This window comes from Noviherbaspirillum sp., from assembly GCF_036846085.1.
GTDB lineage: Bacteria > Pseudomonadota > Gammaproteobacteria > Burkholderiales > Burkholderiaceae_D > Noviherbaspirillum.
Genome location: NZ_DAIUCO010000308.1, coordinates 1 through 5,640, shown reverse-complemented (window position 1 = coordinate 5,640; position 5,640 = coordinate 1). Strand labels below are relative to the sequence as shown.

Here is a 5,640-nt window from a genome sequence, read left to right as displayed (position 1 = left end):
ACATCACTAGATTTTCGATTGATTCATTACTTGTTTATTGTTTGATCTAAACAAAACTACAAGATATGCAGTATCTTGCAAGTGCGAGGCGTTGCATCCATCTGGTAATCAGAGTTTAGTTTTCGACCAATCACGCGTGATGTATCGACTTTCGTGATATGTTGCTGGTCAATAACATTGATATTGCTCAACAATTGCATCATGAGTTACGAACAGCGGATACAACAAAGTGCATGAGCGACTCAGTGATTATTCTTGGAAACTATTGAAAAATTGCATTTGATGCATTGCAGCAAAGCAGGTTTGTCAGGACAATACCCTGCGACTTGGATTACTTGATAGAGGGCAATATGCTTTACCAATTTCATGAACTTAATCGCACGTTTTTAAGCCCCCTCATCCAATGGGCGGAAGCGTCCGCCAAATTGTTCACCAATCCGGTGTCTCCACTGGCCCACACACCCTTCGCCCAGCGAATCGCCGCTGGTTACGAACTGGTCTATCGCCTTGGCAAGGATTACGAAAAACCCGAGTTCGGCATTAAAAGCGTTGCCGTCGATGGCAAGCAGGTCGGCGTATTCGAATTGGTCGAGGAGACCAAACCGTTCTGCCGATTGATTCACTTCAAGAAAGACTTGAGCGACAAGCAGTTCGCGGATACCAAACAGCCGACCGTGCTGCTGGTTGCGCCCTTGTCCGGCCATCATTCGACGCTTCTTCGCGACACCGTCCGGGCCTTGCTCTCCAGTCATGATGTATACGTTACCGACTGGACCGATGCCCGCATGGTCCCGCTTTCCGAAGGCCCATTCCATCTGCACAACTACATCTACTATGTGCAGGATTTCATCCGCAAGCTCGGACCGGATCTGCATGTGATTTCAGTCTGTCAGCCGACCGTCCCGGTCCTGGCGGCAATTGCATTGATGGCAACCGCGAACGACCCGATGCTGCCGAAGACGATGACGATGATGGGCGGTCCGATCGATCCGCGCAAATCGCCTACTCAGGTCAATAACCTGGCCACTGAAAAGCCTTTCTCGTGGTTCGAGACGAAAGTCATCTACAGCGTGCCTGCAAACTATCCGGGATTCGGACGCAAGGTCTATCCTGGCTTCCTGCAACATGCCGGATTCGTGGCAATGAACCCAAGCCGGCATGCACAAAGCCACTGGGATTTCTACATGCACCTGCGGGAAGGCGACAACGAGTCGGCTGAAGAACATCGCAAGTTCTATGATGAATACAATGCCGTGCTCGACATGCCGGCGGAGTATTACCTTGAAACCATCAAGACGGTCTTCCAGGAATTCCATCTGCCGAAGGGCACATGGGAAGTCGAAGGCAAACTGGTGCGTCCGCAGGACATCAAGAACGTTGCCCTGTTCACGATTGAAGGCGAGCTTGACGATATTTCCGGTTCAGGCCAGACACAGGCGGCACATGACCTGTGCTCCAGCATCCCGAAAGCGAAGAAACAGCATTTCACGGCACCGAAATGCGGTCACTACGGCATCTTCTCCGGCCGGCGCTGGCGTGATGTGATTTGCCCGAAAATCGGCGCGTTCATTCAGGCACATTCCTGAATTCCGGCGTCCGCATCTGAAGGACAGGCACCGGTTTCACTGGAAGGCCTGACCGAAAAAGCCGTTTCCCGCCAGGGCAAACGGCTTTTTCATTTGAAGCGCGGCCGGTTTGCCCGGATAATCCCGTTTTACCTTTGAACCTGCACCCGTGTTTTCTTCGACTCCCACATCCATGGCCGACCGCATTGAGGATCTGCTACCGCAGACCCAATGCACGAAATGCGGCTATCCGGCGTGCCGCCCTTACGCGGAAGCCATCGCCGAGGGCACGGCCGAGATCAACCAATGCCCTCCCGGAGGCGCGGACGGGATAAGAAAACTGGCTGCCCTGCTCGAAAAACCCGTTATTCCGCTGAATCCTGCAAATGGCATCGAGCGTCCGCGCCAGGTCGCGGTGATCGATGAAACGCTGTGCATAGGCTGCACCTTGTGCATCCAGGCATGCCCGGTTGATGCCATTGTCGGCGCAGCCAAGCTGATGCACACGGTGGTTGCTGATCTTTGCACCGGTTGCGATCTGTGTGTTGCGCCCTGCCCCGTCGACTGCATCGCGATGGTGGAAGTGACGACGGGAAAGACCGGGTGGGATGCATGGTCACAGCAGCAGGCGGAGGACGCGCGCAAGCGGCACCAGTTCCGCGTTTTCCGGCTGCGGCGGGAGAAAGAAGAAAACGACGCCCGGCTGGCGGCAAAGGCGGCGGCAAAACTCAGGCAGGCTGAAGCGGAATCATGCGCCACACCGGAAGAGCAGGCCGCCCAGGAGCGCAAGAAAGCCATCATCCAGGCAGCGATGGAAAGAGCCCGCCAGAAAAAAGAACAGATGGCTGCGCTTCCGGCGTCACAATCGACCGGCATGAACGATGTGTCGCGCTCGGTTCGCAAGCAGATTCATGAAGTCCATACCCGACTGGAACAACAAAACGAAGACAAGCGATGAAAGCCGACCAGCGCGTGGAGATTTTCCGGCGGTTCCGCACTGCCAATCCGCACCCGACGACCGAACTCGAATACACGACCCCGTTCGAACTCCTGGTTGCCGTGATTCTTTCGGCACAGGCGACCGACGTCTCGGTGAACAAGGCGACCCGCAATCTCTTCCCCGTGGCGTCGACACCGGCGGCGATCCATGCGCTGGGTGTCGATGAACTGACCTCGTACATCCGTACGATCGGGCTCTACCGGAACAAGGCGAAAAACGTCATCGAAACATGCCGCATCCTGCTTGAGAAGCATGGTGGAGAAGTACCCCGTTCACGCGAGAACTTGCAGGCGCTGCCGGGAGTCGGCCGCAAGACCGCCAACGTCGTTCTCAATACGGCATTTGGCGAACCAACCATTGCGGTCGATACCCATATTTTCCGCGTCAGCAACCGCACCGGGCTTGCGCCCGGCAAGAACGTCGACCAGGTAGAGCTCCAATTATTGAAAGTGGTGCCCGAGGAGTTCAGGCACGATGCGCATCACTGGCTGATTTTGCACGGGCGCTATACCTGTGTCGCCCGTACGCCGCAATGCTGGAACTGTATCATTGCGGACCTGTGCGAATACCAGCCTAAAACACCTTTGCCGACAAAAGCGGTGTAGAGACGGCGCGGTTCATATTCGGGCTGGTTCGGGTCAGGCGATCTTGCATGCCTCCTCGAACGCCAGCCGCGGTCCGCGCGCATGCAGCTTGGTGGTATCTCCGTAGCCGAGGCTGCAGACGAAGTTTGCCTTGACCGGCGTACCGGCGAAGAAAGCGGCATTGATTGCATCGGCATCGAACCCGGACATCGGTGCGCAATCCAGTCCGACGGCACGGGCCGCCAAGATGAAGTATCCGCCTTGCAGGGACGCATTGCGCAATGCGGTGGTTTCGATTTTCGGCTGGTTGCCGGCAAACCACGACCGGGCGTCAGTATGCGGAAAAAGCTTGGGAAGCTTTTCGTAAAACTCCATGTCCATGCCCAGAATGGCTGTGACTGGCGCGGAGCGCGTCTTGGCGATGTTGCCGGCATCCATGCACGCCAGCAGTTTTTCCTTGGCGTCGGCCGTCTTGACGAAAACGATCCGGGCAGGCGAGCAATTGGCGGAGGTCGGGCCCCATTTCATCAGGTCGTAGATTTGTTTTAGCTGTTCGTCCGATACTGGCCGGTCGATCCAGCCGTTGTGCGTGCGTGCGTTGCGAAATAAGGTATCCAAAGCCTGGTCGTTCAACATGAAAATCCCATGGGTGAATGGTTGAAAAGATCCTTTCGCACTTGTGATGCGACAGTCCGTGCTTATCTTAATCGAAACCCATGGCCACCGTTTTCGGCAACGTAGAATCAATTGCAACCGACTCCCATTTTGATATCAGGAATATGTTCAATCCCTCACAGCATGATGTGCGCCGTTTTTTCTGCGAAACCTTCCGCAAGGATCAGGCGAAGGAAATCCTGACGCCGCTTGAAGCAGTCGCCCGTGACTGGATCGTTCAACATGGTGAATACGCCGATGCGCTTGCGAATGTGGACGAGGCACTGGCGGCCGATTACTCGGTGGAACGCGGCCAGAGCAACCCCTTCCTGCATCTATCGATGCATCTGTCGATCGCGGAGCAGATATCGATCGACCAGCCGCCGGGCATTCGTGCGGCTTTTACCGCGCTTGCCCACCGCCTGGGGTCCGAGCATGAAGCCCATCACCAGATGATGGAATGCCTGGGTGAAATGATCTGGAATTCGCAACGCAGCGGCTTGCCGCCGGATGGCGCTGCCTACATTGAATGCGTGAAGCGCCGGTAGCCCGGACGATCGATAGTCCGACCGGGCAAACAAAAAGCCACGGCGAACCGTGGCTTTTTGGATGATCGACTTGCGTCGACGACGGAAGTTATTTCCGCAGAACCAGCGAGCCCGGCAGGCTGTGCAGATAGGCTGCGATATTCTCAATGTCCTTGCGTGACAGCGGCTTGGACTGGGCGACCATGATCGCGTTGCCGCGGCCGTTCGCGCCATCGGCTCCACGCTGGTAGCTGATGAGAGCCTGGCGGAGATAATCCTCATGCTGGCCTGCCAGCTTCGGATAAGTAGGATCGATCGGCGTGTTGTAGTCCTTGCCGTGGCAGGAAAAACAATTGTACTTGTCGGCCGCTGCCTTGCCGGCAGCAATGTCGCCCGCAAATGCGTTCAGCGAAACGAGGGCAGCCAAAGCCATGGCGCCTGCAAACATTTTCTTCATGGTGACCGTCCCTTATTTCTGCTGAGAGTAGTAGGCGGCGACGTCGGCAATGTCCTGATCCGACAGGCCGGCGGCGATACCGCGCATCGACGGATGCTTGCGCTCGCCTTTCTGATAAGCACGCAGCGCGCTCTCAATGTACTTCGCAGACTGTCCGCCAATCATGGGGACCTGATACACCTCGGGGAAAGTCGCCTTGTAACCCGGAATGCCATGGCAGCCGATACACATTGCAACCTTGCTGCCGGCAGCTTTAGCGTCACCTACTACATCTGCGGCTGCAGCGAAGTTGGCGGCACTCGCAAGCGCGAGAAGCGCAAATAGTTTTTTCATGATTTCTGGGGATAATTAATGCGAAACTGGCTCGGTGCGGTGACGGCTCATGGCATATTCGGATTTATTCAGGAATTTATACAACCATTGAGAGTTGCTTCGCTGCACCAAAAACGCTTAATTCTACCTTAACAGCGGCGCGCAGTCCACGCCGAATCTACTGATGGCCGGATGCGCCCGCGCTTCATGACCCTGTTCGCCGTTGTTTGCGTTGCTCCAGGGTTTCCTCCTGCCTGCTGCGCACGGTACCGACAGCCGGTCCCGGCTTGTCCGGCCAGAGGAACGACCGCGGTGCGGCGGCGAGTCGAAGGACCAGCGCCTTCAACACCCGGCGACGTACCCGTCGCGGCACATCGCGGGCGCGCAATGCAAGCATGAAGGCGCAGCTGAATGCGACGCCGACGTTCAACAATCCGATGAGCAGCACACCGCCCACGGCCTGCCAAAATGGCGCTGTCGCAAATACATCCCAGCCGAGACTCACGGCGGCGGCGGTCAACGCGCCGGTGGACAGCGTGAC

8 protein-coding genes and 1 pseudogene are annotated in these 5,640 nt (G+C 56.5%); 4 read left to right on the top strand and 5 right to left on the bottom strand.

The features are described 5' to 3' along the window. The first annotated feature begins 350 nt into the window (after window positions 1-350). Window positions 351-1,586 (top strand): polyhydroxyalkanoate depolymerase, encoded by a 1,236-nt coding sequence (locus tag V7080_RS23310; protein ID WP_334190767.1) that lies wholly within the window; start codon window positions 351-353, stop codon window positions 1,584-1,586. A gap of 36 nt (window positions 1,587-1,622) precedes the next feature. Here the strand turns inward: V7080_RS23310 and V7080_RS23305 are convergent, their stop codons facing one another. After that, window positions 1,623-1,760 (bottom strand): hypothetical protein, encoded by a 138-nt coding sequence (locus V7080_RS23305; protein WP_334190766.1) that lies wholly within the window; start codon window positions 1,758-1,760, stop codon window positions 1,623-1,625. Between V7080_RS23305 and rsxB the strand changes: the two genes are divergently transcribed. Both rsxB and nth read left to right on the top strand, forming a co-directional pair. Then, window positions 1,759-2,523: an electron transport complex subunit RsxB gene (gene rsxB, locus V7080_RS23300; RefSeq protein ID WP_334190765.1), complete on the top strand. Its 765-nt coding sequence runs from the start codon at window positions 1,759-1,761 to the stop codon at window positions 2,521-2,523. The two genes, V7080_RS23305 and rsxB, sit on opposite strands and share 2 nt — an antisense overlap. Continuing rightward, window positions 2,520-3,170, top strand: a complete 651-nt coding sequence (gene nth / locus V7080_RS23295; RefSeq protein WP_334190764.1) for an endonuclease III — start codon at window positions 2,520-2,522, stop codon at window positions 3,168-3,170. The genes rsxB and nth overlap by 4 nt, the downstream gene beginning before the upstream one ends. 33 nt (window positions 3,171-3,203) lie before the next feature. Here nth and V7080_RS23290 read toward each other — a convergent pair whose 3' ends face one another. Then, entirely contained in the window at window positions 3,204-3,785 is a 582-nt protein-coding gene (locus V7080_RS23290; RefSeq protein ID WP_334190763.1) for a malonic semialdehyde reductase, read from the bottom strand. 143 nt (window positions 3,786-3,928) lie between these two features. Between V7080_RS23290 and V7080_RS23285 the strand changes: the two genes are divergently transcribed. Beyond that, window positions 3,929-4,351 carry a DUF1841 family protein gene (locus tag V7080_RS23285; protein WP_334190762.1) on the top strand — a complete coding sequence of 141 codons (423 nt, stop codon included), beginning with the start codon at window positions 3,929-3,931 and terminating at the stop codon, window positions 4,349-4,351. Between the two features lie 88 nt (window positions 4,352-4,439). Here the strand turns inward: V7080_RS23285 and V7080_RS23280 are convergent, their stop codons facing one another. From V7080_RS23280 to V7080_RS23270, 3 genes and pseudogenes are all read right to left on the bottom strand, one after another. Beyond that, a complete protein-coding gene (locus tag V7080_RS23280) occupies window positions 4,440-4,787 on the bottom strand; it encodes a c-type cytochrome (protein ID WP_334190761.1) in 348 nt (115 codons plus the stop codon). A gap of 12 nt (window positions 4,788-4,799) precedes the next feature. Then, window positions 4,800-5,120, bottom strand: a complete 321-nt coding sequence (locus V7080_RS23275) for a c-type cytochrome (RefSeq protein ID WP_334190760.1) — start codon at window positions 5,118-5,120, stop codon at window positions 4,800-4,802. A 184-nt stretch (window positions 5,121-5,304) separates the two neighbouring features. Beyond that, a pseudogene (locus tag V7080_RS23270) lies at window positions 5,305-5,640 on the bottom strand (preprotein translocase subunit TatB); the annotation flags it as partial.

Excerpts from the sequence above, each read along its gene's own strand:
- nth (WP_334190764.1), top strand. The coding sequence starts at position 2,520 with ATGAAAGCCGACCAGCGCGTGGAGATTTTCCGGCGGTTCCGCACTGCC.
- V7080_RS23310 (WP_334190767.1), top strand. The coding sequence starts at position 351 with ATGCTTTACCAATTTCATGAACTTAATCGCACGTTTTTAAGCCCCCTC.
- V7080_RS23305 (WP_334190766.1), bottom strand. The coding sequence starts at position 1,760 with ATGGATGTGGGAGTCGAAGAAAACACGGGTGCAGGTTCAAAGGTAAAA.
- V7080_RS23280 (WP_334190761.1), bottom strand. The coding sequence starts at position 4,787 with ATGAAGAAAATGTTTGCAGGCGCCATGGCTTTGGCTGCCCTCGTTTCG.
- V7080_RS23285 (WP_334190762.1), top strand. The coding sequence starts at position 3,929 with ATGTTCAATCCCTCACAGCATGATGTGCGCCGTTTTTTCTGCGAAACC.
- V7080_RS23290 (WP_334190763.1), bottom strand. The coding sequence starts at position 3,785 with ATGTTGAACGACCAGGCTTTGGATACCTTATTTCGCAACGCACGCACG.
- V7080_RS23275 (WP_334190760.1), bottom strand. The coding sequence starts at position 5,120 with ATGAAAAAACTATTTGCGCTTCTCGCGCTTGCGAGTGCCGCCAACTTC.
- rsxB (WP_334190765.1), top strand. The coding sequence starts at position 1,759 with ATGGCCGACCGCATTGAGGATCTGCTACCGCAGACCCAATGCACGAAA.